Source organism: Pseudomonas sp. NPDC089534 (genome assembly GCF_044749305.1).
In the GTDB taxonomy this organism is placed as follows: Bacteria; Pseudomonadota; Gammaproteobacteria; order Pseudomonadales; family Pseudomonadaceae; genus Aquipseudomonas; species Aquipseudomonas ekonensis.
This window is the reverse complement of the sequence record NZ_JBIVHR010000073.1, coordinates 1-26,239: the sequence shown is the minus strand read 5'-3', so window position 1 is coordinate 26,239 and position 26,239 is coordinate 1. Positions and strand designations below refer to the sequence as shown.

At 62.9% G+C, this 26,239-nt stretch carries 25 protein-coding genes, 1 tRNA gene and 1 pseudogene; 13 read left to right on the top strand and 14 right to left on the bottom strand.

What is annotated here, in order from left to right:
* Together ACIP0B_RS20525 and ACIP0B_RS20520 are read left to right on the top strand one after the other, a co-directional pair.
* Positions 1-262, top strand: a pseudogene (locus ACIP0B_RS20525) (hypothetical protein); the annotation flags it as partial.
* A gap of 191 nt (positions 263-453) precedes the next feature.
* Complete coding sequence (locus tag ACIP0B_RS20520; protein ID WP_400835503.1) at positions 454-768, top strand: hypothetical protein; 315 nt, start codon at positions 454-456, stop codon at positions 766-768.
* Between the two features lie 57 nt (positions 769-825).
* On the opposite strand, the gene ACIP0B_RS20515 is transcribed toward ACIP0B_RS20520, so the two are convergent.
* A complete protein-coding gene (locus ACIP0B_RS20515; protein WP_400835501.1) occupies positions 826-2,466 on the bottom strand; it encodes a hybrid sensor histidine kinase/response regulator in 1,641 nt (546 codons plus the stop codon).
* 112 nt (positions 2,467-2,578) lie between these two features.
* On the opposite strand from ACIP0B_RS20515, the gene ACIP0B_RS20510 reads away from it, so the two are divergent.
* Together ACIP0B_RS20510 and ACIP0B_RS20505 are read left to right on the top strand one after the other, a co-directional pair.
* Complete coding sequence (locus ACIP0B_RS20510; RefSeq protein WP_400835500.1) at positions 2,579-3,184, top strand: LuxR C-terminal-related transcriptional regulator; 606 nt, start codon at positions 2,579-2,581, stop codon at positions 3,182-3,184.
* Positions 3,185-3,334: 150 nt separating this feature from the next.
* A tRNA-Gln gene (locus ACIP0B_RS20505) sits at positions 3,335-3,409 on the top strand.
* Positions 3,410-3,450: 41 nt separating this feature from the next.
* Here the strand turns inward: ACIP0B_RS20505 and ACIP0B_RS20500 are convergent.
* Positions 3,451-4,449, bottom strand: a complete 999-nt coding sequence (locus ACIP0B_RS20500) for a bile acid:sodium symporter family protein (protein ID WP_400835498.1) — start codon at positions 4,447-4,449, stop codon at positions 3,451-3,453.
* 84 nt (positions 4,450-4,533) lie between these two features.
* On the opposite strand from ACIP0B_RS20500, the gene ACIP0B_RS20495 reads away from it, so the two are divergent.
* Positions 4,534-5,322 (top strand): AraC family transcriptional regulator, encoded by a 789-nt coding sequence (locus tag ACIP0B_RS20495; RefSeq protein WP_400835496.1) that lies wholly within the window; start codon positions 4,534-4,536, stop codon positions 5,320-5,322.
* Positions 5,323-5,459: 137 nt separating this feature from the next.
* The gene (locus ACIP0B_RS20490; protein WP_400835494.1) at positions 5,460-7,172 is read left to right on the top strand and encodes an amidase; all 1,713 of its coding nucleotides are present in this window, start codon (positions 5,460-5,462) and stop codon (positions 7,170-7,172) included.
* Between the two features lie 34 nt (positions 7,173-7,206).
* Here the strand turns inward: ACIP0B_RS20490 and ACIP0B_RS20485 are convergent, their stop codons facing one another.
* Positions 7,207-8,190: a Dyp-type peroxidase gene (locus ACIP0B_RS20485; protein WP_400835492.1), complete on the bottom strand. Its 984-nt coding sequence runs from the start codon at positions 8,188-8,190 to the stop codon at positions 7,207-7,209.
* 138 nt (positions 8,191-8,328) lie between these two features.
* On the opposite strand from ACIP0B_RS20485, the gene ACIP0B_RS20480 reads away from it, so the two are divergent.
* Both ACIP0B_RS20480 and ACIP0B_RS20475 read left to right on the top strand, forming a co-directional pair.
* Positions 8,329-9,327 carry a TerC family protein gene (locus ACIP0B_RS20480; protein ID WP_400835490.1) on the top strand — a complete coding sequence of 333 codons (999 nt, stop codon included), beginning with the start codon at positions 8,329-8,331 and terminating at the stop codon, positions 9,325-9,327.
* Positions 9,328-9,340: 13 nt separating this feature from the next.
* Positions 9,341-10,228: a hypothetical protein gene (locus tag ACIP0B_RS20475; protein ID WP_400835488.1), complete on the top strand. Its 888-nt coding sequence runs from the start codon at positions 9,341-9,343 to the stop codon at positions 10,226-10,228.
* Between the two features lie 72 nt (positions 10,229-10,300).
* On the opposite strand, the gene ACIP0B_RS20470 is transcribed toward ACIP0B_RS20475, so the two are convergent.
* Both ACIP0B_RS20470 and ACIP0B_RS20465 read right to left on the bottom strand, forming a co-directional pair.
* Positions 10,301-11,401 (bottom strand): polyamine ABC transporter substrate-binding protein, encoded by a 1,101-nt coding sequence (locus tag ACIP0B_RS20470; RefSeq protein WP_400835486.1) that lies wholly within the window; start codon positions 11,399-11,401, stop codon positions 10,301-10,303.
* A gap of 260 nt (positions 11,402-11,661) precedes the next feature.
* A complete protein-coding gene (locus tag ACIP0B_RS20465; RefSeq protein ID WP_085586834.1) occupies positions 11,662-13,068 on the bottom strand; it encodes a cytosine permease in 1,407 nt (468 codons plus the stop codon).
* A 429-nt stretch (positions 13,069-13,497) separates the two neighbouring features.
* Between ACIP0B_RS20465 and ACIP0B_RS20460 the strand changes: the two genes are divergently transcribed.
* Complete coding sequence (locus ACIP0B_RS20460) at positions 13,498-13,983, top strand: flavin reductase family protein (RefSeq protein WP_085707304.1); 486 nt, start codon at positions 13,498-13,500, stop codon at positions 13,981-13,983.
* 68 nt (positions 13,984-14,051) lie between these two features.
* The gene (locus ACIP0B_RS20455; protein ID WP_085656758.1) at positions 14,052-15,095 is read left to right on the top strand and encodes an LLM class flavin-dependent oxidoreductase; all 1,044 of its coding nucleotides are present in this window, start codon (positions 14,052-14,054) and stop codon (positions 15,093-15,095) included.
* An 88-nt stretch (positions 15,096-15,183) separates the two neighbouring features.
* Here ACIP0B_RS20455 and ACIP0B_RS20450 read toward each other — a convergent pair whose 3' ends face one another.
* The 3 genes from ACIP0B_RS20450 to ACIP0B_RS20440 all read right to left on the bottom strand — a co-directional run bounded on the left by ACIP0B_RS20450 (position 15,184) and on the right by ACIP0B_RS20440 (position 17,258).
* On the bottom strand, positions 15,184-15,672 hold the full coding sequence (locus ACIP0B_RS20450; protein ID WP_400835483.1) for a hypothetical protein: 489 nt from the start codon (positions 15,670-15,672) through the stop codon (positions 15,184-15,186).
* A gap of 270 nt (positions 15,673-15,942) precedes the next feature.
* On the bottom strand, positions 15,943-16,356 hold the full coding sequence (locus tag ACIP0B_RS20445; RefSeq protein WP_085586841.1) for a hypothetical protein: 414 nt from the start codon (positions 16,354-16,356) through the stop codon (positions 15,943-15,945).
* Between the two features lie 599 nt (positions 16,357-16,955).
* Complete coding sequence (locus tag ACIP0B_RS20440; RefSeq protein WP_400835481.1) at positions 16,956-17,258, bottom strand: hypothetical protein; 303 nt, start codon at positions 17,256-17,258, stop codon at positions 16,956-16,958.
* A 611-nt stretch (positions 17,259-17,869) separates the two neighbouring features.
* On the opposite strand from ACIP0B_RS20440, the gene ACIP0B_RS20435 reads away from it, so the two are divergent.
* Genes ACIP0B_RS20435 through ACIP0B_RS20425 form a run of 3 tightly spaced genes read left to right on the top strand, consistent with a single transcriptional unit; the run spans position 17,870 to position 23,345 of the window.
* Complete coding sequence (locus tag ACIP0B_RS20435; protein WP_400835479.1) at positions 17,870-19,114, top strand: exonuclease SbcCD subunit D C-terminal domain-containing protein; 1,245 nt, start codon at positions 17,870-17,872, stop codon at positions 19,112-19,114.
* On the top strand, positions 19,111-22,752 hold the full coding sequence (locus ACIP0B_RS20430; protein WP_400835477.1) for an AAA family ATPase: 3,642 nt from the start codon (positions 19,111-19,113) through the stop codon (positions 22,750-22,752). The genes ACIP0B_RS20435 and ACIP0B_RS20430 overlap by 4 nt, the downstream gene beginning before the upstream one ends.
* A complete protein-coding gene (locus tag ACIP0B_RS20425; RefSeq protein ID WP_400835475.1) occupies positions 22,749-23,345 on the top strand; it encodes a glutathione S-transferase in 597 nt (198 codons plus the stop codon). The genes ACIP0B_RS20430 and ACIP0B_RS20425 overlap by 4 nt, the downstream gene beginning before the upstream one ends.
* A gap of 8 nt (positions 23,346-23,353) precedes the next feature.
* Here ACIP0B_RS20425 and ACIP0B_RS20420 read toward each other — a convergent pair whose 3' ends face one another.
* The 6 genes from ACIP0B_RS20420 to ACIP0B_RS20395 form a co-directional block, all read right to left on the bottom strand.
* Positions 23,354-23,611, bottom strand: coding sequence for a hypothetical protein (locus ACIP0B_RS20420; protein WP_217892373.1), 258 nt, complete (start codon positions 23,609-23,611; stop codon positions 23,354-23,356).
* Positions 23,608-23,820: a hypothetical protein gene (locus ACIP0B_RS20415; protein ID WP_400835473.1), complete on the bottom strand. Its 213-nt coding sequence runs from the start codon at positions 23,818-23,820 to the stop codon at positions 23,608-23,610. Before ACIP0B_RS20415 ends, ACIP0B_RS20420 begins: the two co-directional genes overlap by 4 nt.
* Positions 23,821-23,937: 117 nt before the next feature.
* Positions 23,938-24,063, bottom strand: coding sequence for a hypothetical protein (locus tag ACIP0B_RS20410; protein ID WP_400835471.1), 126 nt, complete (start codon positions 24,061-24,063; stop codon positions 23,938-23,940).
* A 210-nt stretch (positions 24,064-24,273) separates the two neighbouring features.
* Complete coding sequence (locus ACIP0B_RS20405) at positions 24,274-24,453, bottom strand: hypothetical protein (RefSeq protein WP_085586952.1); 180 nt, start codon at positions 24,451-24,453, stop codon at positions 24,274-24,276.
* A gap of 156 nt (positions 24,454-24,609) precedes the next feature.
* On the bottom strand, positions 24,610-25,785 hold the full coding sequence (locus tag ACIP0B_RS20400; protein ID WP_400835469.1) for a lactonase family protein: 1,176 nt from the start codon (positions 25,783-25,785) through the stop codon (positions 24,610-24,612).
* Positions 25,772-26,065 carry a DUF5629 family protein gene (locus ACIP0B_RS20395; protein WP_217892376.1) on the bottom strand — a complete coding sequence of 98 codons (294 nt, stop codon included), beginning with the start codon at positions 26,063-26,065 and terminating at the stop codon, positions 25,772-25,774. Before ACIP0B_RS20395 ends, ACIP0B_RS20400 begins: the two co-directional genes overlap by 14 nt.
* Between the last annotated feature and the right edge of the window lie 174 nt (positions 26,066-26,239).

The following is a 26,239-nucleotide window of genomic DNA, read 5'->3' as shown; positions in this document are numbered from 1 at the left end:
CGTAGCGGGTGCGGTGGCCTCTGACGGCTCCGACCATGTTGGCGCGGGCGCGGTGGCTTCCGACGGTTCCGACCATGTCGGCGCGGGCGCGGTGGCTTCCGACGGCTCCGACCATGTCGGCGCAGGTGCCCTGGCCGCCGACGGCGCGGACAAGGTCGGCGCCAATCGCCTGGCCTACTCCCGCGTCGGTGTCGGCTCTGACCGGGTCGCGTCAGCGCTCATGACAGGCAGCTATTCCGACCAGTTCAACAGCCCTCAATAACCGGCCCATCCGAACGAACGGGCGGTCCCCATCGACCGCCCGCTTCATCCCCGCTAGCACATTTGTGCTAATCGACCGGTGCACCGCCCGGCGCTATAGTCCCCGCGACCCCAACGCTTCCCCACACGGCCCTTGCACCGTGCGCGGCACCGTTGCGCCCGGAAAAAGAACAACACCAAGGAAGACACACCATGAAACTGCACTCCCGCGTCTGCTCACTCGCCGTCATCGGCGCCCTGCTGGCCGCCACCGCCGGTTGCCAGACCGCCAAACCCACCGAAGACAGCATGAAGGAACGGGCCCAGACCGTGATCGGCCAGCCCGTCACGAAAATCGCCAACGTGCGCAGCGACAGCACCCTCACCTACTACACGGCCTACACCGCCGGCGGCGAATACAACTGCGAGCTGCCCAGCGGCGCAATCGTCGCCGTGGCCAGCATGGGGATCATGTCGCCGCCGTTGACCTGCCTGCCGAAGGGGGCTTCGCAGATTCCGTACCAGTGACCGGCGACGGCCCGGCCATGATTTGACCCTACTCGCCCGGTGCTGTCCGCGCCGCCCTCACGCAAGACTGTCAGAGCCGGCGCCGACCGGCTCCTCCCGCCGTTCGCGCAGCGCGCGCAAGGTCGCGCGCAGCTCGGCCGGGCGCACCGGTTTGGACAGGATGGCGATCCGGCGGTCGTGCAGGGCCGCCTGGATCTTCTCGATGTCATGCCCGGTGATGATCATCGCCGGCACCGCCCGTCCGCGTTGCCGGCGAATGTCGTCGATGCACTCGATGCCGGTGCCGTGGGGCCCCAGGTCGTAGTCGGCGACGATGATGTCGCAGTCCGTCACCAGGCCCTGCCCCGTCGTCTCGGCCTGCACCGCGCATCCCCAGCGCTCCAGCAACGCCGACGTGGCCAGCAGCACGTTGCGGTCATCCTCCACCAGACACACCTTCAGCCCGGTCAGCAGGCCCGCCTGACGCGCCTCGTCGCGCACCGCCGGCAACGCAGGCGCCGTCGCCGGCGGCAGCCCGAACAGCGTGACCGCCGTGCCATGTCCGAGCCGCGAACGCAGCGTCACCCCGACACCGATCAGTTGACCCAGCCGTTTGACGATCGACAACCCGAGCCCCACGCCTTCGACATCCTTGTCGCGCAATTGGCGAACCCGATAGAACTCCTCGAAAACCTTCGGCAGATGTTCCTCGGCGATCCCGCTGCCACGGTCGTACACCACGATGGCCAGTGCGCCTGCACGCTTGCGCACGCCGATCAGCACCGGCCGCTGCGCACCGTACTTGAAGCAGTTGGACAGGACGTTCTGCACCATGGTCGCCAGCAGCGCCGGGTCGGTACGCACCCAGTGCCGGCACGGACGCAGGCGCAGCTCCACCCCGGCCCAGCGGGCGGCCTCGGCGTTCTGGCGGATCAGGTCGGCCAGCCATTCGCCCAGGTCGAATGTCTGGAGCCTGGGCTGGATCCGCCCGTTGTCGAGGGTGTAGAGGTCGAGGATCGAACGGAACAGCTGCGAGACGTTGAGCAGCGAACGGTCGATGTTGTCCACCAGCCGCCGCTCGTCGTCACCCAGGCGGGACTCGCGAAGGCACGCAGTGAACAGGCCGATGGAATGGATCGGCTGGCGCAGGTCGTGGCTGGCCTGGGCCAGGAACCGCGACTTCTCCAGATTGGCCGCGACCGCCTCCTCCGACGCCTTGCGCGTGCGCTCCAGCAGCAGGTGCGCATAGAACGGAATCACCGTGCTGGTGATCATCAGCATCAGCACCATGAACGGCTGCGCCTGCCACACCGGCGTCAGGCTGTAGACCACGACCAGCGCCGCCAACGCCAGCGCCGTGGCGATCGCCAGGTAACGCGAGCCGTAGCGCATGCCGTTGCCCAGGTTGACCCAGACCATCACCGCATACAGCGGCAACGCCGTCGCGCCGCCCATCACCAGCCCGAACGAGGTGCCGGTGTAGTCGTTGACCATGCCGAAGATCCGCCGCGCCGGATAATGCCCGGGCCAACGCACAATGGCCTGGCGCAGCACCGCCGACGCCAGCAGGAACACGCTGATGTAGGCGATGATCGGCAGGTAGGTCTCCACGCGCTGCCCCGGCAGAAAGCCGAGCACGCTGATGTAGACCAGGGCCACGCTCGCCAGAACGATGCGCAGGTTGGCCTGGTCGAGCTCGGTGTTCTTTTCGAACTTCATGGGAACGTCCTTGTGCGGCAGTCGTCAGATCCAGCACGAACCAACAGGCAATGCCTTTGCCCGGTGCTAAGGTGCACGCCAACGGAACGCCAGACCCAGGGAGGGTGCAGCCATGGCCTGCCGAATCATCATAGCCGACGATCACCCGCTGTTTCGCGAAGCGCTGCTGCGCACCGTCCAGCGCCTGCTGCCCGAAGCCGCCATCGACGAAGCGGGCGATCTCGACACCGTGCGCACCCTGCTGCTGACGGGCGAAGAGCCTGACACGCTGATCCTGGACCTGCGTTTTCCCGGCCTGACCAGCCTCGACCAATTGGCGGAACTGCGCCTGCAATGGCCGCGCACCTCGCTGATCGTGGTGTCGATGGTCGACGACGAAACGCTGATCGGTGAAGTCATGGCCGCCGGGATCGACGGGTTCATCGGCAAGAACATCGCCCCGGACGAAATCGCTCAGGCCATCCTGGCCATCCGCGAGGGTGAAGTGGTGGTCAGGTACGCGCCCTCGGGGCTGTTGCCGCTGGAGTCCGGCACGGCGCTGACCGCCCGTCAGCAGGAGGTGCTGCGGCTGATCGCCCAAGGCAAGACCAACAAGGAAATCGCTCGGGAACTCGATATATCTCCGTTTACCGTGCGCATTCATGTGTCGTCGTTGCTGCGGACGCTGAATGTCCCCTCCCGTGCCGCAGCCGCCGTGAAATACTCGGGGACGCTGTAGGAAAAGCGCCTGAATGCGCCGTCATGCAGGGCGCAAAAAAGATAACAGGCTGTTTTCCAAGAAAATTATTTCGTCCGGGGCTTCACAGACGGAAAAAATGTTGTTAAATTTCGCGCACTTTCCGGGAAGCCAGACAGGCCAACCGAATACAGGGGCGTCGCCAAGCGGTAAGGCAGCAGGTTTTGATCCTGCCATGCGTTGGTTCGAATCCAGCCGCCCCTGCCATTTTCTTCCTCGTTTCACCCTCCTTTTTTCAGCCAATTCCCTTATGGATCCACCTGAGCCATCAGTTCAGGAATCGACTCCGGCCGTTTGGCATATCGCTGCGCCAGCACTGCACACACCATCAACTGAATCTGATGAAACAGCATCAGCGGCAGAATCAGTACGCCGATCGTGCTGCCGGCGAACAGCACCTGCGCCATCGGCACGCCGGTCGCCAGACTCTTCTTCGAGCCGCAGAACAGAATGGTGATGCGGTCTTCCTGGCTGAAGCCGAACGCCTTGCCCAGCACCGTGGACGCCAGCAGCACCAGCGCCAGCAGGATGCAGCACACCACCACCAGCCCGAACAGATCCAGCACCGGAATCTGATGCCAGATGCCTTCGTTCACCGCCTCGCTGAAGGCGCCGTAGACCACCAGCAGAATCGAACCCTGATCGACAAACTTGAGCCAATGCTTGTTGCGCCCGACCCAGGCGCCGATCCAGCGCCGGGCGATCTGTCCGGCGATGAACGGCAACAGCAGCTGAACGCTGATCTTCACGATGGCATCGAGGGTCGAGCCGCCGTCACCGTGAACGTTCAGCAGCATTGTCACCAGCAGCGGCGTCAGGAAGATCCCGAACAGGCTGGAGGCCGCCGCGCTGCAGATCGCCGCCGGAATGTTGCCGCGGGCCAGCGAAGTGAACGCAATCGCCGATTGCACCGTGGCCGGCAGCGCACACAGATAGAGCATGCCCATGTACAGGTTGTCGCCGATCAGCGGTGACAGCAGCGGCTTGAGCGCCAGGCCCAGCAGCGGGAACAGCACGAAGGTCAGGCCGAACACCAGCAAATGCAGGCGCCAGTGGCCGGCGCCGGCGATGATCGACTCCCGCGAAAGCTTGGCGCCATGCAGAAAGAACAGCAGCGCGATGGCGATGTTGGTCAGCCAGCCGAAGCCGGCCGCGACCTGGCCGCTGGCGGGCAGGAAACTGGCCAGCAGCACCACGCCGATCAGAGTCAGGGTGAAGTTGTCGGGTAACAAGCGGGGACGGGTCATGAACAGGGTTTCCGGGGGTTGCCAGTACGTGAAAGCGACTCTAACGTGATCGCCGATGACCGACTAACGCCGAAGAGCCAACAGATGCCGCCTAAAGGACATGACAAAAGCGTCAGACGCAGCATTCCCGGCCTGCCCAGCCTGCCGCGGCCGCTCTACGGCCGCACCGAATCGCTGCCCAACCGCGCCCTCACCCGCCGCCACAGCCATCCGTGGGTGCAGTTGTCCTATGCGATCCAGGGTGTGCTGGAAGTGCAGACCGCCGCCGGGCGCTTCGTCGCCCCGCCGGAGCGGGCGGTGTGGATCCCGGCCGGGGTGCCGCATCGGGTGTTCAGTTCGCCGCACACGGAAATGCGCAGCCTGTACATCGATTGCAGCGTTGCAGGCTGGGCGGCGCAACGGTGTCATGTGCTGGCCGTGAACGACCTGCTGCGCGAGTTGATCCGCACCTTCAGCGGCGTGCCGGTGGAGTACGACCAGGACGGCCCCCACGGACGGCTGGCCCAGGTGATCCTCGATCAATTGGCCGAAGCCCCGCAAATCGACCTGATGCTGCCACTGCCCCAGGACAGCCGCTTGCAGCAGATCTACCGCAGCCTTGAGCAGCATCCCGATCAGTCGACCACGCTGCAGCACTGGAGCGACCGGTTCGGCGTCACCGAAAAGACCCTCAGCCGCCTGTTCCTGCGCGACACCGGCCTGACTTTCCGGGCCTGGCGCCAGCGCCTGCGCCTGCTCGGCGCCCTGACGCCGCTGGAACGGGGCGAACGGGTCACCGATGTGGCCCTGGCCTGCGGCTATGATTCAACATCAGCCTTCATCGCAGCGTTCCGACAACAGTTCGGTGAGACGCCCGGCGAATTTTTTCGCTGAAAATGCCGATATTTATCGAATTTGAATACCCCCTTCGCTTCACTTCAGGGTAGAGTCTCGCTCATCAAGGATTCTTGACACCGTGCCACGATAACCATGACGAACAACCCATCTGAGAACCTGTCGGCGGTAACAGCATGATCGAAGTCACTGAAGTTTCCATTGCCCAATTGCGCGCAGCCCTGGAGTCCGGCCAGACCACGGCCGTCGAGCTGGTTCAGGCCTATCTGGCGCGGATCGACGCCTATGACGGCCCGCAGACCGCCACCGCCCTCAACGCCGTGGTGGTGCGCAACCCCGAAGCCCTGAAGGAAGCGGAAGCCTCCGACGCCCGCCGCGCCGCCGGCAAGACCCTCGGCCCGCTGGACGGCATCCCTTACACCGCCAAGGACAGCTACCTGGTCAAGGGCCTGACCGCCGCGTCCGGCAGCCCGGCCTTCGCCGATCTGGTCGCCCACCGCGATGCGTTCACCATCGAGCGCCTGCGCGCCGCCGGGGCGATCTGCCTGGGCAAGACCAACATGCCGCCGATGGCCAACGGCGGGATGCAGCGCGGTGTCTACGGCCGTGCCGAGAGCCCTTACAACGCCGCTTACCTGACCGCCCCCTTCGCCTCCGGCTCGTCGAACGGCGCCGGCACCGCCACCGCCGCGAGCTACTCGGCGTTCGGCCTGGCCGAGGAAACCTGGTCGAGCGGCCGCGGCCCGGCCTCCAACAACGGCCTGTGCGCCTACACGCCGTCGCGCGGGGTGATTTCGGTGCGCGGCAACTGGCCGCTGACGCCGACCATGGACGTGGTCGTGCCTTACGCCCGCACCATGGCCGACCTGCTTGAAGTGCTCGACGTGGTGGTGGCCGAAGACACCGACACCCGCGGCGACCTGTGGCGCCTGCAGCCGTGGGTGCCGATCCCGAGCGTGGCGTCGGTGCGTCCGGCCTCCTACGCCGAGCTGGCCGTCGGCAGCGCGGCCCTGGCCGGCAAGCGCCTGGGCGTGCCGCGCATGTACATCAATGCGGACGCCGAAGCCGGCACCAGCGAAGCCCCCGGCATCGGCGGCCCGACCGGACAGCGCATCAACACCCGTCCTTCGGTGATCGACCTGTGGAACGAGGCGCGCAAGGCGCTGGAAGCCGCCGGCGCCGAGGTGATCGAAGTGGATTTCCCGCTGGTGTCCAATTGCGAAGGCGACCGTCCCGGCGCGCCGACCGTGTTCAACCGCGGGATCGTGTCCAAGGAATTCATGCACGATGAACTGTGGGATCTGTCGGCCTGGGCGTTCGACGATTTCCTGCGGGCCAACGGCGACCCGAAACTCAACCGCCTGGCGGACGTCGACGGGCCGAAGATCTTCCCGCACGATCCGGGCACCCTGCCCAACCGCGAGGGCGACCTGGCCGCCGGCATGGACGAATACGTGCGCATGGCCGAGCGCGGCATCAAGCCTTGGGATCAGATCCCGACCCTGCCCGACGGCCTGCGCGGCCTGGAACAGACCCGCAAGCTCGACCTCGAAGACTGGATGGACCGCCTCGGCCTCGACGCCGTGCTGTTCCCGACCAACGCCGACGTCGGCCCGGCGGACGCGGACGTCAACCCGGCGTCGGCGGACATCGCCTGGAGCAACGGCATCTGGGTCGCCAACGGCAACCTCGCCATCCGCCACCTCGGCGTGCCGACCGTGACCGTGCCGATGGGCGTCATGGCGGACATTGGCATGCCGGTGGGCCTGACCTTCGCTGGCCGCGCCTACGACGACTCGACGCTGCTGCGCCTGGCGGCGGCGTTCGAGGCAACCGGTTCGAAACGTCTGGTGCCGCCGCGCACGCCAGCGCTGGCGACCGGCAAGTAAGAAAAAAGGCGGGATCATTCGATCCCGCCTTTTTTCATCGCTCGGCCAACGCCTCCAGCAGATCCGCCGAAGGCACAAAGAACAGACTGCCGGTGACCGCCGTGCTGAAGTCCAGCAACCGATCGTAGTTGCCGGGCGGCTTGCCGACGAACATGTTTTCCAGCATCAGCTCCAGCGGCTCCGGCGAACGCGCGTAGCCAATGAAATAAGTACCGAACTCCCCCGCGCCAGGCCGACCAAACGGCATGTTGTCGCGCAGGATCTTCACCTCTTCGCCGTCCTTGGTGAGGGTCGTCAGTGCGCTGTGGGAATTGCTCGGCTTGACCGAATCGTCCAGCTCGATATCGGACAGTTTGGTGCGGCCGATCACCCGCTCCTGATCCTCGACCGACAATTCGTTCCACGCCTTCATGTTGTGCAGGTACTTCTGCACCAGCACATAACTGCCACCGCTGAACGCCTGATCTTCATCGCCCACGAGGGCGAAATGCTCGGCTTTGCGGCCGACCGGATTTTCCGTGCCATCGACAAACCCGATGATGCTACGCATGTCGAAATAGCGGAAACCCTGAACCTCGTCGGTCACCGTCACAGCGCCGTCCAGCGCGGACATCAACTGCGTCGCCAGCTCGAAACACAGGTCCATCTGATCGGCTCGAATGTGCAGCAACAGGTCGCCCGGCGTGGAAACGGCGCGCCGCCCTTCTACACCGAACTCGCGAAAGCCGTGCAAGGACGCCGGGCGCGGACTGCCGAACAGACGATCCCAGGCGCTGGAAGAAAACCCGCAGACGCAAGACAGGTTTCCCGAGGGAACGCGCTTGCCGACCGAGCGCGTCAGCCCCGCGACATCGGCGCACCAACCGCGAACGGTTTCGGCGGCCTCAGCCCCGGCGTTGAGGGTCGCCACGATGAATATGGCGGCGCTGGTGATCGGGCTGCAGACGGCTTGAGGATCTGGCGTGTCGATGATCGTGGCTCCCGGAGTGGTGGACTGACTCGACAGCGAGGTTAGCAAAGAAGTGTTGAATGAAGTATTTCCGACACTTCGTTATTAACGAACAATACCCACGAAATAAACGATTTTTCTTTGTCGGAATGCTCCCACTAGCATGGCCCCGTCTACCCCGAAAAACATAAAGACAGGGAGAACGGCATGCACCCCATCAACATCGGCGAGCCCTGGATGTGGGGCGCCTTCATTGTTTTTGTCCTCGCCATGCTGGCCCTGGACCTGTTTGTGTTCGGCGGGCGCAAGGCCCATCGGGTGTCGGTGCGCGAAGCGTCGTGCTGGGTGGTCGCCTGGTGCGCGCTGGCGCTGGCCTTCGCCGGGCTGCTCTGGTGGTACTTGAACGGCGAATTCGGCGCCGACATCGCCCGGCAAAAGACCCTGGAATTCCTCACCGGCTACCTGATCGAGCAGTCGTTGTCGATCGACAACATGTTCGTCTTCGTGATGATCTTCGGCTACTTCGCCGTGCCGCCGGAACTGCAGCGCCGGGTGCTGCTGTACGGGGTGCTCGGGGCCATCGTGATGCGCGCGGCGATGATCTTCGCCGGCGTGTGGCTGGTGTCGCAGTTCGCCTGGCTTTTGTATGTGTTCGGCGCGTTCCTGATCATCACCGGGATCAAGATGCTGATGTTCGCCGAACACCAGCCGGACCTGGACAAGAACCCGCTGCTGCGCTGGGTGCGCGGGCATCTGCGCATCACCGGCGGTTTCCACGGCGAACGTTTCTTTGTGGTGCAGAACGGCGTCCGCTGGGCCACGCCGATGTTCCTGGTGCTGGTGCTGATCGAGGCCAGCGACCTGATGTTCGCGGTCGACAGCATCCCGGCGATCTTCGCCGTCACCACCGATCCGTTCATCGTGTTCACCTCGAACATCTTCGCGATCATGGGCCTGCGGGCGCTGTATTTCCTGCTGGCGGACATGGCCGACCGCTTCCACCTGCTCAAGTACGGCCTGGCGCTGGTGCTGGTGTTCATCGGGGGCAAGATGACGCTCATGCCGTGGTTCCACATGCCGGTGGAATGGTCGCTGGCGGTGGTGGGCGGCGTGATTCTGCTGTCGGTGGCGTTGAGCCTGGTCACGACCAGGGACAAAGCGACCGACAACGCCGTGGCGCAGGATCTGGACAAGAAACGCGGCTGACGCCTCCGGTTCAGTGGCCGGTCGCCTACGCACGCGCCTTGTCGATCATGAGCTACAGTCAAGGCTTCAGGTAGCCGTTGCATGTTTGTCCATCGCGGACATCGACAGGGACGTTACACCCATGAAGAAATACAAGGCGAATGCCCACCAGCCTGACATCTGCATGTCATTGAGCTCCGAATGGCTCACCGAAATGATGAAAAGCCCGGACGATGCCATCCAATGGTGCCAGAGGGCTTCGCTCGCCGAGGAGGACGATGAGTTCTATGTCCGGCACCTGAAGGAGCAAGCCGAATTGACCAGCAGCGCCCTGATCAAGCGGCTCAAGGATGAGCAGGCAGAGCGCGTGCGGCGACAACAGGAGCTCCAACTGCAAGGCCTGGCCATCCAGGACCGGTTCAGGCTTGAGATGCTTGAGCCGTCCGAAAAGCAGAACATCGAGCCGATCCAGAAGGATCTGTCCGCCTACAAGATCATGGCGGCCGAATTTGCCGCCCAGGAATTGGAAGTGCTGCGCGAGCAGCAACCGATCACCGAGTCCTTGAAGAACAAGACCACGGACAAGGCCAAACTCCTGGAAATCCGCAGCTTGCGGGTCATCGACGAAAAAACGCCCATCACTCTGAAAACCCTGACCGATGAGCTGCAGAAACTCGAGGACACCCCCCGCTACTACCTGATCGGCGTCAAGGCGAGGAAGGCCGCATCCCACGCCCTGGCCATTGTCAGCACAAAAAGCTCATGGCTGTTCGGCTCGAACGGACAACTCCACTATTACGACCCGAACCTGCACTACATGGTGACCTGGAACGGCCGGGCCGAACTGAAGGGTTTTCTGGAGCGCAGCCTGCTGGTGGACTACGAATCGATCAACCACATCTGGCAGCTCAAGCACGTTTGACCCCACCGCACGCCACGCAGGCCGGCTGCAATCCCCCGTCGGAGGATTGCGGCGCGGCACCCGGCATGCGGATTACTTGTCGGACTTGATGCTGGTCCACACCCGCGTGCGCACCCGCTCCAGCTTCTGCGGCAACGGCTGGACCACGTAGAGCTTCGCCAGCGCGGCGCTGGTCGGCGTCAGGTTCGGGTTGTCGGTGATGTCCTTGTTGATCAGGGCCATCGAATCCTTGTTGGCGTTCGGGTAGCCGAGGAAATCGCTGATCGGCGCGATCACCTTCGGATCCAGCAGGTTGTTCAGGAACTCATGGGCCTCGGCCACGTTCTGCGCGCTCTTCGGAATGGCGAACGTGTCGAACCAGATCGGCGCGCCTTCCTTCGGCAGGCGCCAGTCGACCACCACACCGTTGCCCGCCTCCTTCGCCCGGTTGCCGAACTGGTAGAAGCTGCCCGAGTAGCCGATGGCCACGCAGATGTCGCCGTTGGCGATGTCGGTCATGTACTTCGCCGAGTTGAAATAGGTGACGTAGGGCCGGACCTTCAGCATCAGCGCCTTGGCCTTCTCATAGTCGTCCGGGTTCTGGCTGTTCGGGTCGAGCCCCAAGTAATGCAGGGCCAGCGGCAGGATCTCCGACGGCGAATCGAGCATCGCCACGCCGCAGGACTTGAGCTTTTCCATGTTCTCGGGCTTGAACACCAGGTCCCAGCTGTCCACCGGCGCGTTCTCGCCCAGCGCGGCCTTGACCTTGGCCGGGTTGAAGCCGATCAGCACCGTGCCGTACATGTAGGGCACGCCGTACTGGTTGCCCGGGTCGTTGGCGTCCAGCAGCTTAAGCAGCGCCGGATCCTGGTGTTGCCAGTTCGGCAATTTGGACTTGTCGAGCTTCTGGAACACGCCGGCCTTGATCTGGGTGTCGAGGAACTGGTTGGACGGCACCACCAGGTCGTAGCCGGAGTTGCCGGTCAGCAGCTTCGCCTCCAGGGATTCGTTGGTGTCGAAGGTGTCCCAGGTCACTTTGATCCCGCTGTTGGCAGCGAAATCCTTGGGCACGGACGGCAGGATGTAGTCCGCCCAGTTGTACACCCGCAATTCGCGCTGTTCGGCCTGGACGGCGCTGGCCAGCAGCGTCAGCCCGCACACGGTGGCGCCCAGCATGCGTTTGATCGTGACCATGGTTGTTTCCCCTGAAGCGGCGTGAGTTCGATGGTTTTGTTGTTCTGTACACGGCAGCGGCTGACCGTCAGCCAAGGGCAAGGTGTTGCGGCATCCTGTTGTTTTTGTCGGTTGCGTCCGATTCTTGCCGACGGCGCTGGCCGGGCACAGTGGCCGGTTGGCCAAAAGGGGATCGAAACGGCCAATTTGATTGACCGCCGCAGTGCGGAAACGACAATGCCCGGCGAAGGGCCGGGCATTGCGGGTGAGGCGCTTGCGAATCAGTCCGTGTAGCTGAACTGCGCCGCCCCGCTGCGCTGCGGCTGGCTGCGGGTCGCCAGGCAGTAGTACAGCGGGCAGGTCACGGCCAGGCCCACCAGCCACGAAAGGTCTGCGCCCTCCACCAGATTGGCGTAGGGCCCGACGTACAGCGACGTGTTGGCGAACGGCAGCTGCACCAGGATGCCGATGAAGTAGGCGATGATCGCGTGCAGGTTGAAACGCCCGTAGAGGCCGCCGTCGGCGCGGAAGATCGACGCGATGTCGTAGCGGCCGCGCTTGATCAGGTAGAAGTCGATCAGGTTGATCGACGCCCACGGCACCAGTACCAACAGCAGCGCGAGGATCAGGCCGATGAATTGGGAAATGAAGTCCGCCGACGCGCCCAGCGCCACCACACAGCAGCCCGCCAGCACCACGCTCGACAGCGCCACCCGCACCTTGACGCTCGGCGTCCATTGGCTGGCGAAGGTCTGGATCGAGGTGATGATCGACAGCACCGCACCGTACAGATTCAGGGCGTTGTGGCTGATGATGTTGAGCAGGAACAGCACCATCAGGATCGGCCCCAGCCAACCGGTGGAGAGCTTGACCGCCGCCATCGCCTCGGTGCCTTCCGGCGCCGCCAGCACGGCGACCGCACCGAAGGCGAACGACAGGATCGTGCCCAGCGTCGCCCCCAGGTAGGTGGCGAAGAACGGCTTGGCGATGCCGATGTCCGCCGGCAGGTAACGCGAATAGTCGGACACGTAAGGCGAAAAGCTGATCTGCCAGATGATCCCCAGCGACACCGTCGCCAGCCAGCCGGACAGGTTGAAGCTGCCGCGGGTGAAGAAGTCCGCCGGCAGGTCATGGGCAAAGATGTAGAGGAACCCGGCCAGCAGCGCGCTGCCCATCACCCAGGTGCCGATGCGGTTGAGGGTATGGATGAAGTTGTAGCCGATCACGCCGATGGCCGTGGCGCCGAGGGCCCCGATCAGGATGCTCAGTGGCGCCGGCACCGACGGCGCGATGCCGACGATGGATTTGCCGGCCAGCACGATGTTGGAAATGAAGAAGCCGATGTAGATGACCGCCGCGAAGAACACGATCAGCAGCGCGCCGTAACGGCCGAACTGGCCGCGGCTCTGCACCATCTGCGGAATGCCCATGCGCGGGCCCTGGGCCGAGGCCAGGGCGATCACCAGACCGCCGATCATGTGCCCCAGCGCAATCGCCAGCAGCCCCCAGAAGAGGTCAAGGTGGAACACCTGAACCACCATGGCGCCGGTGACGATGGGCAGCGGCGCGATGTTGGTGCTGAACCACAGGGTGAACAGGTCGCGGGCCTTCCCGTGGCGTTCCGCGAGTGGGACGTAGTCGACCGTGTGATTCTCGATCAACGGATCTTGCCGGGACATCTGGGACATATGCATGAACTCGAGCTTGTCTGTTTTTATCTTTGTATGAAGCCACCTGTGGCGAGGGAGCTTGCTCCCGCTTGAGTGCGCAGCGCTCACAACGCTTTCAGGGCCGCTGCGCGCCCCAGCGGGAGCAAGCTCCCTCGCCACAGATTTGAGCGAAAGAGGGCCTCTGGGAGCGCATCGCTAGCGAACACCATATTATGGTATTCCAACATTTTCACAAGACTGATCCGCTGTTTACGGCATCATCTGATCCGCCATCCTCCCTGATCCCAAGCCCCTGCGGCTACGGAAAAGCCCCGTAAACCCTGACTTTCCGACGAAAGCGCCGCGTTTATCGTTTCATCAAAAAAGCGCTTGCAAACGATGTATTACGGTATACCATCAGACCCACAAACACATAAAAACCGCGTCACCCCATCCGAGGATCGTCCAATGATCGATGCCGCCCTCTACAAACAAGTCATGGGTTCGTTTCCGTCCGGCGTAACCGTCATCACCACCCTGGATGACGACGGCCAGATCGTCGGCCTGACCGCCAGCGCCTTCAGCTCGCTGTCGATGGATCCCGCCCTGGTGCTGTTCTGCCCCAACTACAGCTCCGACTCCTACCCTGTCCTGATCAAGAACAAACGCTTCGCCATCCACGTGCTGTCCGGCGGCCAGCAGAGCGAGGCCTACGCGTTCGCCCGCAAGGGCAAGGACAAGGCCCAGGGCATCGAATGGACGCTGAGCGAGCTGGGCAACCCGATCCTGGCCAACGCCACGGCTATCATCGAATGTGAGTTGTGGCGCGAATACGAGGGCGGCGACCACGCCATCATGGTCGGCGCGGTGAAGAACCTGATCGTGCCCGAGCAAGACGCAGGACCGCTGGTGTATTGCCACGGCAAGATGGGCGCCCTGCCCGTTTTCGCCTGACCCCAACCGGTTGCCGTTAAACAGGCCCGACAGCGACCGGCCAACAACAAGAGATCCGAGGTAGCGTCATGAAATTTTCCCTGTTCGTACACATGGAACGCTGGGACGAAAGCGTCAGCCACCGCCAACTGTTCGAAGACCTGACCGAACTGACCCTGATGGCGGAGGCCGGCGGTTTCAGCACCGTGTGGATCGGCGAACACCACGCCATGGAATACACCATCTCGCCGAGCCCGATGCCGCTGCTGGCGTACCTGGCGGCCAAGACCACCACCATCCACCTGGGCGCCGGCACCATCATCGCGCCGTTCTGGCACCCGCTGCGGGTGGCCGGCGAATGCGCCCTGCTCGACGTGATCAGCAACGGCCGGATGGAAGTCGGCCTGGCCCGCGGCGCCTATCAGGTGGAGTTCGACCGCATGGCCGGCGGCATGCCCGCATCGGCCGGCGGCCAGGCCCTGCGGGAAATGGTTCCGGTGGTGCGCGCCCTGTGGCAGGGCGACTACGCCCACAACGGCGACATCTGGAAATTCCCGACCTCCACCAGCGTGCCGAAGCCGGTGCAGAAGCCCAACCCGCCGATGTGGATCGCCGCCCGCGACCCGGACTCCCACAACTTCGCCGTGGCCAACGGCTGCAACGTGATGGTCACGCCGCTGATGAAGGGCGATGAAGAAGTCGTCGACCTGAAGAACAAATTCCAGACCGCCCTGGACAACAACCCCGGCGTGCCGCGCCCGCAACTGATGGTGCTGCGCCACACCCACGTGCACACCGCTGACGATCCGGACGGCTGGAAAGTCGGCGCCAAGGCCATCTCACGCTTCTACCGCACGTTCGACGCGTGGTTCGGCAACAAGGAAGTCCCGGTCAACGGCTTCCTCGCCCCCAGCCCGGAAGAGAAATTCGCCGGCCGCCCGGAATTCGAACTGGAGAGCCTGCACAAGACCGCAATGATCGGCACGCCGGAAGAAATCATTCCGCGGATCAAGTACTACCAGGAACTGGGCGTGGATGAGTTCAGCTTCTGGTGCGACAACAGCCTGCCCCATGCGGAGAAAAAGAAATCGCTGGAGCTGTTCATCAAGCACGTGGTGCCGGCATTCCGCTAAACACCCCGGCTATTGAGCCCGACACATGAAAACGCCCCGACATCGTTCGGGGCGTTTGCGTTGAGGGGCTGAAAAATCTGCGCTGGGATCAATCGACACCCTGACCGGAATCGGCCTCAAGACTGACCGGCTCAGGCAAAAAGAAACGCGCGGTCAACCAGCACGTGGCCATCGACACAGCAAACAGCACGGCCAACTCCACCCCGTACTCCAGGCCATTCCCCCGTGGGTCATCGCGGAAAACGGCGACCACAAACGGAACGACCCACAACGTGGCGACACAAGCGCCCACCAGGGCAACCGTCGCGCAGGCCCGCACCGTTCTCGTCACTTTCAGCCCCGCAATCGCCGAAGAGAACAGCAGAAACGGCACGATGAAAATCAACAGCGCCAGCACGGGCGCGAGGAAAGGCATCATCATCAACTCCGGCCCCACCTCGCCGATCAGCCTCGGGTTCATGGCCAGATGGGCAACCGTCGCAACGGTCTTGACGATCCCGGCGATGAAGCCAGGGACCAACGGGCACAGAAGAAAGGCCAGGAATACCTTTAGGCGGGGGTAGTTCGAATGATGCAATGAGAGAGTTCCGTTTGCTCTGGTCAAGGTCGGCGATTCAGATCGTGGGCGCGTTAACGAATCAAGGGTAAATAAAGGTTCAGATCTATTGAATTGATCATCGCATTAAATAGATTCGTCCCCTTTCTTTCAAATAGCCCGGACTACTCAAAGAACCTCGCTGTCATTGCTGGCTGACAGCGCCTTCCGGCAGCAAGAATGTCCGGGCGGCCATCCAACAAACCCGACTGATCGCCCATCCGCCGCACACCTGCCCTGAATCAAGTTTGCCTATGGCAACTCGACCATCACAAATTGCGCGGAACCTTCAGGTAGCTCCAAAAGATATTTCCATCCTTCGAGCACTTTACGCCACTCCTGAAGAGTAAACCTGCCCTCAGGCTGACCCACCCAGTCATCGTTGACCAGAATATCGACTTGCACAGCGCTCGCATCAATGTTCAGCAGAACATCATTGCCACCATCGCTGGCTGACTCCTGCTCGCCTGTCTCTACCGACTCAATGGCAGCCAGCAATCGATCGCAATCCTTTGGGATCTGAGCGATCGCACCTAGAACACTGCAGACATAGAGTTCGTAGCGCGGCGCCTCTTCATCCGTTGAAACCACTTCAGCTACCGCATGGAATATCTGCCCGACTTCAGGATAGGTTCCGCCTGGCTGATGATAAAACTTGAGCTTCATGAACATCCTCGACAATTAAGGCTTATTAAGAACGTGGATACATCTATTAAATTGCTTCCCTCTTCAAATAGATATGCCCTTTTCTCTACAGCCTCAACATTATCGTCGCAGTACTCTGAGCATCTTCCTATAGCAGTCCATGCCCTCCAGCTTTTCTATTAATTCACTTCAAATAGATCCGCCCATTTCTTATCATTTAGCACTTGCAATTCCCAATTGCGACGAAGTGACCACCTTACAACTTAAAACTGAGACAACCTCAGTGACAACTGTGCAATAGTGACACTTTTAAAACCCCCCTCTAAAGGAAGATCTTCCAACAAGTGTACAACTTCATTGATTCCTAGAGGCATAAGATCACTTCACAAAAATCGTTGTCAACCCTGGAGTATTTGAGTCTGGTTTGTAAATCCATTCCCATTCGCCCCCGCAACAGGAGTATCGACAGTAAAGCGAGCACCATATTTGCCGCAAAAAAAGGAGACAGATCTATCAAATAGATTCGTCTCCTTTTCTTCGCCCCCATCACGTCAATGAACCTGATCACTCAATCACAAGGCAAAAAGCTCGCTTCGATCTGGGTTCGTTTATCTTACTGCTTAGTATGTAAAGTTTATCTTCACTTGCTCGCCTTCGCGATAAGACAAGACAAAGGACGCCCACGGCTCGCCACGAGCAGTTGCATTTCCATGTAGCTGTTCTACCAACGCATAAACTTTTGAAACATTGAAATCGGTTTCAACATCCCAACTTTCTGATCCATTTTTTTCAACGGCAAGCTCAGTCTCCATATAGTTGCCTCCCCACTCGAGATTGTATCGAAAGGCATCATAACCGTGGACTATTCCTGCCTCTACCAGTTCAAAAATTTTTTGGACGAGTTCGAAATCTTGCGTAATCACTCTATTACCTCTGGAATTTGTCTTGGTTCATTTTTAAGAACCACTGACTTCACCCCACCATCAATAGTATAAAAAACTTGCAGCGAATCAGGCCAAACAGAACCTGGATCCTCACGCTTAAATCTAATTGTCGTCATCCCTGCTATTTTCTAAGGATCATCAAGCGCCTCTCTAATTCTATTCTCATAGAACACCTTGAAAGCAGAGTTATTAAAATTCCTGTCCTGTGGAAACAGATTATATTTGTCGCATGTCCCGCCTTGACTACAAGCTTGAGCATGTCCGCCCACGTCTGTGTCACGTCCTTCCTTGCCAGCCTCGGTCTGTCTCGAGGCAGGCACGGCAATGCCGCGCCCGTCCTCACCGCCAAGGCGGGTGAGCACATGGTCGATCCCTCGATGCAAAAAGTGATATCAAAGTAATATCGCAATATTAAAGAGCCACTATTCTGGCGTCAATTAATGGATTGCCTTCCGCTATCCGGCAGTCCCTGCGGCAAGCGGCCATGGCCCGAGTTCGACCACAATCGGCGCATTTGCCAGTAGACTCTCCCCTCTTTGGCCTCCCGCCTTTGCAGCGGCCATCACCTCAATCCTGATGCGGAGTCCGCCTTGCGTCTGTTTCACACCTCCGACTGGCACCTTGGGCAGAACCTGCACGGCCAGGAGCGCGATTTCGAGCACGCCTGCTTCCTCGAATGGCTGCTCAAGCAACTGAAGGCGGCGCAGCCGGATGCCCTGCTGATCGCCGGTGACATCTTCGACACGGTCAACCCGCCGGTCAAAGCCCAGGAACGCCTCTACGACTTCATCGTCAGCGCCCACGAGCAACAGCCTGCGCTGACCATCGTGATGATCGCCGGCAACCACGATTCCGGCTCGCGGATCGAGCTGCCCGCGCCGCTGATGCGCCGGTTGCGCACCCATGCGTTGGGCCGGGTGCTGTGGCTCGATGACGGGCAGCTCGACACCGAGCGCCTGCTGCTGCCGTTGCCGGACGCTACGGGCGAGGTCGCCGCATGGTGCCTGGCGCTGCCGTTCCTGCGGCCCGCCGAAGTGACCGGCGCCCACCTGGGCGACGACTACCTGCGCGGCATCGGCCAGGTGCATGAGCGCCTGATCGACGCGGCGAACGCCAAGCGCACGCCGGGCCAGGCGCTGATCGCCGTCAGCCATGCGCACATGGCCGGCGGTTCGGTGTCGGAGGATTCCGAGCGCAGCCTGATCATCGGCAACGCCGAAGCCCTGCCGGCCAGCCTGTTCGGGCCCACCGTCAGCTACGTCGCCCTCGGCCACCTGCACAAGCCGCAAAAGGTCAACGGCGAGGAGCGGATCCGCTACAGCGGCTCGCCGATCCCGCTGTCGTTCTCGGAAATCAACTATCAGCACCAGATCCTCGACGTCACCCTCGACGGCGAAACCCTGGTCAGCGTCGAGCCGAGGCTGATCCCAAGGTCCGTGCACCTGCAACGCATCGGACCTGCGCCGCTGGCCGAGATCCTCCTGCAACTGGCGGACCTGCCGAACATCGACCTGCTTGCGGAGCCCCAACGCCAACCCTGGCTGGAAGTGCGCGTGCGCCTCGACGAGCCGCAGCCGGACCTGCGCCAGCAAGTGGAGAGCGCCCTGCAAGGCAAGGCCGTGCGGCTGGTGCGGATCGCCGCCGAATACGCCGGCACCGGCGGGCGCGACGGCGCCGACGGGGGCGATGCCCTGATCGAACTGGATCAGCTCACCCCGCAGGAACTGTTCAGCCGCGCCTGGTTCGACAGCTACGGCAGCGAGGTCGATGAACAGACCCTCAAGGACTTCGCCGAACTGCTGCAAGACGTACAGATGGAGGCCGGGCAGCCATGAAGATTCTCGCCATTCGCCTGAAGAACCTCGCCTCGCTGGCCGGCCCCTTCGAGATCGACTTCACCGCCGAACCTCTGGCCAGCGCCGGCCTGTTCGCCATCACCGGCCCGACCGGCGCCGGCAAGAGCACCCTGCTCGACGCCCTGTGCCTGGCGCTGTTCGGCGCCGTGCCACGGTTGAACAACACCGGCCGCGACGCCAAGGTGCCGGACGCCGACGGTGAGATCGCCACCGGCGACCCGCGCACCCTGCTGCGCCGCGGCACCGGCGAAGGCTTCGCGGAAGTGGACTTCGTCGGCGTCGACGGCCGTCGCTACCGCGCCCGCTGGGAAGCCAACCGTGCCCGCGAGAAAGCCGCCGGCAAGCTGCAGGCCAGCCGCCAGAGCCTGCGCGACATCGACCAGGATCAACTGCTGGCCAGCCAGAAAGGTGAATACAAGGCTCAACTGGAGTCAGCGCTGGGCTTGAACTTCGAGCAGTTCACCCGCGCCGTGCTGCTGGCCCAGAGCGAGTTCAGCGCCTTCCTCAAGGCCGACGACAACGACCGCAGCGAACTGCTGGAGAAACTCACCGACACGGCGCTCTACACCCGCCTGGGCCGCCGCGCCTTCGACAAGGCCAAAGAGGCCCGCGAAGCGCACAGGCTGCTGAACGAGCAGGCCAGCGGAGTCACGCCGCTGACGCCGGAGGCCCGCGCCGAACTGGATGGGCGCTTCGACGCCGCCCAGCAGCAATTGAAGCTGCAACAGGCGCAGCTCAAGCAGCTCGAACAGCAACAGGCCTGGCTCAAGGAACTCAGCCGGCTGCAAGATGCGCAGCAAGCCGCCGCCGAGCAGTCGCGCAGCGCGCAACAGCAGTGGGAAGCTCTCGGCGGCGAGCGCCTGAGGCTGACCCGGCTGGAACAGCTCGGCCCGCAGCGGCACCAGTTCGCCCGCAAGCGTGAACTGAATGCCTTGCTGACGCCGCTGGCCGGGCAGATCGCCGCGCATACCCGGCAACTGGCCGAACTGACCGGACGCCAATCGCAGCTGGAGCAAAGCCTGGAGGCCGCCAAAGCCGACCTGGGGCTGGCGCAACAACGGCAAAGCGACAGCGCGCCATTGCTGCGCCAGGCGTTCGAAGAGCAAAGCACCCTCGCCCGCCTGGCCAAGGACGCCGCCCTCGGCGCCGAAGCCAGGCAGCACGCGGAACAGGCCTGCACCCAAGGCCAGGTGACCATCCGGACCTTGCAGGACAAGCAGACCGAAGTCGCCGAGCGCTTGCGGCGCATCACCGACGGGCTCGGGCAAAGCGCCCACCTGGCGCCGTTGAGCGATGCCTGGAACGCCTACCGCGATCGTCTGCAACAGTTGATGCTGATCGGCAACCGACTGAACAAGGGCCAGGCCGAACTGGCCGACCTCGAACAGGCGGCGGCCCGCAGCGCCGAAGACCTCACCGCGCAGAAGCAGGAACTGGAGGTGCTGTTCAAGGAGGCCGGCGCCGAACCGGACGCGGTCGCCGAACAGATCGGCATCCTCGGCAACCTGCTGCAGGACAACCGCAAGCAACTGCGCGCCGTCGAAGACCTGGCGCGGCTGTGGGCCCAACGGCAGGAACTGGACAAGCGCGGGGCCGACCTGCAGCAACGCCAGCTCGACGCCCAGCGGGAACGCGAGCGCCTGACCCAGGACGGGGTGAAGACCAAGGCCGAACTGGCCGTCGCCGAGCAGACGCTCAACGTCACCCGCGAACTGCTTGAGCGTCAGCGCCTGGCCCGCAGCGCCAGCGTCGAAGAGTTGCGCGCGCAGTTGCAGGACGATCAGCCCTGCCCGGTCTGCGGCAGCAACGAGCACCCGTACCATCAGCCCGAAGCGCTGCTGCAAAGCCTTGGCCGGCATGACGAAAGCGAGCAGGCCAATGCACAGCAGGCCGTGGAGCGGCTCAAGGAACAGCTCAGCGAACTGCGCGCCGACGTCGGCGGTGTCATCGCCCGGCAGAAAGAACTGCTGCAGCAGCAGGAACAACTGGCGGCCCAACAACTGGCGTTGGCGCCGAGCCTCGATGCGCACCCCTCGGCTGCGCAGTTGATGGGGCAGGACGCCGACAAGCGCGACGCTTGGCTCGCCCGGCAAAACGATCAGTTGAACCAGAGCATCACCCAGGACGAACAGCGTCAGAACGCCCTGCTCACCCTGCAACAGGACGCGGCACGGCTGACCCAGCAATTGCGCAAGACCGAGGCCGCGCATCAGCAGGCGGCGCAGCACTTGAGCAACCAGCAACGGGAGCTGGCCAGCGACCGCCAACGCCTCGACGAAGAACTCACCGCGTTCGCCGCGCTGCTCCCGGCGGACACCCTGCAAGCGCTGCGCGTCGAGCCGGCGGCCACCTTCATGCAGCTTGACCGGCAGATCGCCGAACGCCTGACGCAGGTCGAAGAGCAAAAGGATGCGCTGGAGGAACAGCAGGAACGCCAGCAGACGCTGGACAAGGAACAGGATCGCCAACTGACCCGCACCGAGCAGTTGCAGACCGCCGAACAGCAGTTCAATGCATTGGCCGCGCAGCAACAGGCCAGCCAACAGACGCTTGCGCAACTGCTCGGCGAGCACCCCGGCGCCGAGCAATGGCAGCAGCGACTGGAACAGGCCGTGGAGCAGGCGCGCAACGCCGAGAGCGACACGGCCCAGGCCCTGCAGGATGTGCGCACGCAACAGGTGCAGACCGCTGCGGAACTCAAGGCGCAGCAAGAACGCCAGCAGACGCTGGACAGCGAAAGCCAGGAACTGACTAACCGGATCGCCGACTGGCGAGCGCGCCACCCCGAACTGGATGACGGCGGCCTCGAAGGCCTGCTGCGGATCGACGACGCGGAGGTCGGCGAACTGCGCCAGCGCCTGCAGCACAGCGAGAAGGCCATCGAGCAGGCCAACGTCCTGCTGCAGGAACGCGACCAACGCCTGCTTGAGCATCAGGCGCAGCACAACGGCAACCTTGAGGCAGGGCAACTCGCGACCGCCCTCGCCGACCTGCAAGGGCAATTCGCCGTCAGCGAGCAGCAATGCGCCGAACTGCGCGCCGAGCAGGCCGAAGACCAGCGCCGCCAAAACGCCAACCAGGCGCTGGCGCAGCGCATCGCCGAAGCGAACGCCGAGTACCAGCGCTGGGCGCGGCTCAACGCACTGATCGGGTCGGCCACCGGCGACACCTTCCGCAAGATCGCCCAGGCCTACAACCTCGACCTGCTGGTGCACCACGCCAACGTGCAGTTGCGTCAACTGGTCAAGCGCTACCGCCTCAAGCGCGGCGGCAGCATGCTCGGCCTGTTGGTGATGGACACGGAAATGGGCGACGAACTGCGCTCGGTGCATTCGCTGTCCGGCGGCGAGACGTTCCTGGTGTCGCTGGCCCTCGCACTGGGGCTGGCGTCGATGGCGTCGAGCACGCTGAGGATCGAATCGCTGTTCATCGACGAAGGCTTCGGTAGCCTCGACCCGGAATCCCTGCAACTGGCGATGGACGCCCTCGACGGCTTGCAGGCCCAGGGACGCAAGGTGGCGGTGATTTCCCACGTGCAGGAAATGCACGAGCGGATTCCGGTGCAGATCCAGGTGCAGCGCCAAGGCAACGGCCTGAGCACAGTGGAGGTGAAATGAATACGCTCTACTCCTTCCGCCGCTGCCCCTACGCCATGCGCGCGCGGATGGCGCTGCGCTATGCGCGGGTGCCGGTGGACATCGTCGAGGTCAGCCTCAAGGCCAAGCCCGAGAGGATGCTGGAGCTCTCGCCCAAAGGCACGGTGCCGGTGCTCGACGCCGGCGGCCGGGTGATCGACGAGAGCCTGGAGATCATGCGCTGGGCGCTGGCGCAGAACGATCCGGACGACTGGCTGCTCAAGGACGATTCGTTCAGCGCCTTATGGATGGAGAAACTGATCCAGGGCAATGACCACGTGTTCAAGGTGCACCTGAACCGGTACAAGTACGCCGAGCGCTATCCGGAACAGCCGATGGAGGCCTATCGCGCCGAGGGATCGCTGTTCCTGCACAAACTCGATGAATTGCTCGGCGAGCGCGATTACTTGCTGGCCGACCATCCGTGCCTGGCCGACATCGCGCTGCTGCCGTTCGTGCGCCAGTTCGCCCACGTCGACCGCGAGTGGTTCGCGCAGACGCCTTACGTGCGGTTGCAGCAATGGCTGCAGGGTTTTCTCGAGTCCGACCTGTTCACCGGGATCATGAAAAAGTAATCCCGCATTCAGGCCAGCACTTCACACATGCCGATGGCCGAGCAATCCACTTCGAACGGCCCGAGGAAATCGCGCTCGGACTTGACCGGCGGATTGCCGGCCAGCAGCCCCAGGGCGTTGGCCCGTTCGATGTTGTGGGCGATGCTGTGGTTGGCCTCTATGGCGCGGGCCAGGCCGCCCACCGAACCTTGGCCGAACCCCAGCAGCGAAGCGCCGTTGGTCATGAACGCAAGGCCGGCGATGATCCAGAGTCTGTAGCCTTTCATGCTCCGCCGACTCCCGCCAGCTCAGCCGCGTCCACCGTTGCGCCGTGGGAACGGAGCTCGAACTGGATGCCGGGATGGGCGACCTGGACCGGTGCGTCGAAGCGGTGCTGCGACTGCGAGACGAGGCTGACGGACAGCACCATGGCCAGGTACAGACCGATGGCCAGGTAAGCGCCGCGTTTGGCGTAAGCGATGAGGGAACTGGCCATGATGTGGACTCCGTGAACCTGTTTCGAGGCCCACAGAATCGATCAAAAAAGCCGAAGTAACCACTCAGGGTTATCCATAGTGACCATCAGCTTCGTTGATCATTAAGCCGGTCTATCTCAGCCTTCAATAATACTCATGAGGCGTTCGAACGCCGCTTCCGGCTCGCCGGCGACAGGCTCGGCAGCCGACAGGATGGGGGTGGAATAGAGAAACAGGAGTACCAGCGCCAGACGCATCGCCATGCTGTCGATCCTTATGCGGGGAAGGAGTCAAAAAATCAGCGTCAACTTTACGTTCATGGCTATGTGATATCAAGCGCGGAGGTAGAAATCCGCCTGATGCTGTCGCAAACGGTTATGCAGGAGCGACATCACTGTTGCGGCCAACGCTTGGACACGTGCGGCGGCGTCAATGACTTCGCTCCTGCATAACGGGTGCAGTGCGGGGAAGTTTCAGTGCTGGGCTTTGTGGTCCAGAGCGGCGTAGAAGTTGGCGCTCTGCTGCAGGTACTTCTGGGTGTAGCTCTGGGTGTGGGATTTCTTGTCGCTGACTTCGACGCTGGCGCTGGCAGGCAGGGCCACGGAGGCGGAGATGGCGGACGCGGCAATCACGGAAAAGAGATTGAAGTTCATGGCGGTAACCCTCGTGTTCGGTTGGCTTGCTTGCCCGTTCGGGCCGTGAAGCAAACTTAACGCTCGAGGGTCCGCCGCTTGAAATGCTTTATGGCATTAGCTGTTATCAGCGCGATTAATACAACGTGGCAGGCCCCGCGGACCGGGGCCTGCGGCTCATTGACGCAGCAGGAACTTGAGGTCGCTCGGGGCATCCATCGGCAATGTCTGCACGACTTTGCCCAGCAGGCCGGTCTTGTCGTCACGCTCAAGCACGACGATGCCGTTGCTCTTCTGGTTGGCGATCAGCAGGAACTTGCCGGTGGGGTCGAGGCTGAACTCACGCGGGTGATCGCCCTCCACCGCACGCCGTTGCAGCTCGCTGAGCTTGCCGCTGGCCGGGTCGATGGCGAACACCAGCATCTGGTTGGCCGTGCCCCGGTTGCTGACGTACAGGAACTTGCCGTCGCCGGACGCGTGCAAGGCCGCTGCGGCCTTGTCCGAAGTCGGCTGGCCGGCCGCCAGGTCCACCAGTTGGGTCTGGGTCAGCACGCCGTCGCGGTAGTCGAACACCGCCACCTGGGCGCTCATTTCCATGGTCAGCCAGGCGTGCTTGCCGTCGGCGCTGAACAGCAGGTGACGCGGGCCGCTGCCCGGCGGCAGGTCCACCGACGCGGTTGGCGCCGGGGTCAGCGGAAGCTCAGGGTTGGCCTTCGGGTCGTAGCGGTAGATGAAGACCTTGTCCGCGCCCAGGTCGCTGGAGAACACGTAGCGGCCGTCCGGCGAGGAGACCGTGGAGTGCACATGGTTCGACGCCTGGCGCTCCGGGTTCACCCGGCTGGCCGGGTGGGCGCTCATCTGCACCACCGGTTTCAGGCGGCCGTCGCTGCCCACCGGCACCACCGCCAGCGTGCCGCCCGGATCTTCGGCCACCGAGTAGTTGCTGACGAACAGGTGGCCGGCGTCACCGCTCAGGCTCGAATGGGTCGGCTCGTTGCCCAGGCTCTGCACCTGGTTGATCAGGCTCAGGGCCTGGGTCTTCGGGTTGATCGCATAGCTGCTGACACGGCCCACCGGGTCTTTCTGACCGGGGCCGTTTTCGTTGACCACGAACAGCTTGCGCTGGTCCTTGGACAAAGTCAGCCACGACGGGTTGGCGCTCTTGACCACTTGCAGCGGGTTGGGCCCGATGCGGCCGGTGGCGCTGTCGAAGCTCATCCGGTAGATGCCCTGGCTTGCGCCCGCCGTGTACGAGCCCACCAGCAATTGGAAAGTCTCGGCCGAGGCGCTGGAGAGGCCCATCGCGCCGACGCTGCCGGCCATCAGCAGCGGCAAGAACTTACGCATCTTCATGGGCGTCATCCTCATCGTCGCCGCCGAAGGCGTCGAGGCAGACCAGGCGGTGTTCGCCGCTGTCGCCGACGATCAGCCAGCTCTGAAGGGATTCGTCGAAGGTCGCGGCCTTGACCTGGTCCGGGGTGAATTCCCAGTGTTTGGACAAACGCCCGTCCATGCATTCGATGTGCAGGTTGTCGACTTCGTCGAGGGCGAATTCGAAGGCGTGCAGACCGTCGATTTCGACCATGGCGCAATGTTCGAGGGCGTCGAGAAGGGAGTTGGGTACGGCAGTCATGGCAATCATGTCTTTCAGGGGGAAAGCGGCAATGATAGCTCAATGTGAGGCTGGATCCTCTGCGGGAACGTGGGTGGGCACAGAGGCCGACACTGCCGGCCCCATCGCTTGCAGGCAATCTCCCACAGGTATCTCGGGTGTTTGCAGGATCTAGGTACACCACAAAAACCTGTG